General features: G+C 39.9%; 1 protein-coding gene and 1 tRNA gene. Both read right to left on the bottom strand.

Annotation, left to right across the window (positions count from 1 at the left end; genetic code table 11):
* Positions 1–24: 24 nt before the first annotated feature.
* Positions 25–99, bottom strand: a tRNA-Lys gene (locus tag ABZX02_RS43915).
* Positions 100–222: 123 nt separating this feature from the next.
* A complete protein-coding gene (locus ABZX02_RS43910; RefSeq protein ID WP_351004109.1) occupies positions 223–1,170 on the bottom strand; it encodes an IS30 family transposase in 948 nt (315 codons plus the stop codon).
* Positions 1,171–1,342: the final 172 nt, after the last annotated feature.

Raw genomic sequence — 1,342 nt, 5'->3', positions numbered from 1 at the left:
CTCATTGTTTTATTCAATTTATTTTTGAGCCGTGCTTGGGTATAACCAGCGACCCTTTGATTAAAAGTCAAATGCTCTACCAACTGAGCTAACGAGTCATGCTTAAAGCGTCATTTTCACGACGAAATATATTATAACACAGACTTTCTGAAATTTCTAGTCTCAGCTGTAATTTTTTTATTTTTTTAAAAATTTATTATTTACGCAAATTGCAAGTCCAAGTTAGCCAGCCAAGCTCATCTCATATGAACTCTTATAGTTGAACATTTTTCTTGGATAATGGTTCATCCAATACTCGATAGCGGCGACTTCTTCAGGGGTCGTCTTTGTTGTGCCTTTTGGCAGATGCCTACGAATCATTCGGTTATGGTTTTCATTCGTCCCTCGCTCAAAGCTCGCGTAGGCGTGTGCATAGTAAACTGGACAGCTTACGTCCTCAGAGAGCCTTGCAAATTCATGGCCATTGTCAGGGGTAATGGATTTGAAGTCATAACTTTTTTGAAGTTCCACCAGCTCATCATTGACCGCCTGTGCTGTTTTCCCATCAATCAAGCGAATGATCTCCGTGCGGTATTTTCGCTCTGTGAGCGTCAAAAGCACCTTGTTCTTAGCTCTCGTAAGAATGACCGTGTCAATCTCGTAATGCCCCACTTCTAAGCGATTGTTAATGAACTCAGGCCGTTCTTCAATAGACTTACCAAAAGGATGCTTTGGCGCACGAGGTTTGATTTTCTTTGCCGCCTTATACTGCGGATAGAAAAGATGATGACGCTTGGCTTCTAACCAGCCCCAGTTGACCCAATTGTAGAGGCTGCTCAGAGAAACTCCTTTTAGAGCCTGATGAATGACTTCCAAAGAGTCCTTGTCTTCTTTAAGACGTGTACTCACATAACAATCAATCTCAGTCGTGAGTTTACTCGGACGAACACTGTGAGCCCTCAATCCTTCATAATTTTCTTGAGCCTTTTTAGCAGAGTATTTTACCTTCCGCTTGAGCTGGATTTCCCCTCGCTTCATCTCTCTGTCAATCGTCCCATGAGCTTTATTCAATAAGCGCGCAATCTCACGGTTGCTCAGTCCTTCTTTATTGTGCCAACGTTCAATGTTTAAACGGTCTTGATTGGTCAGGTGTTTCCCTTTGCTCTGGCTTGTGATAGAATAGTCTTGCATCTGAATTTCCTTTTTATACTATTTGGTCGAACTTCTAGTATAAGAGATTCAGATGTTTTTTGCTTGACTCAAGGTGGCTAACTTCATTTTACAATTTGCGATAATTAAAATTTTTTGATTTGTCAATTATTTATCTATTTTTTCTTAATTTTATTTCAAAATTTCATTTTAC

It is taken from the genome of Lentzea sp. NPDC003310 (assembly GCF_040610935.1).
Classification (GTDB): domain Bacteria; phylum Actinomycetota; class Actinomycetes; order Mycobacteriales; family Pseudonocardiaceae; genus Lentzea.
This window is presented reverse-complemented; position numbering and strand designations above follow the sequence as displayed.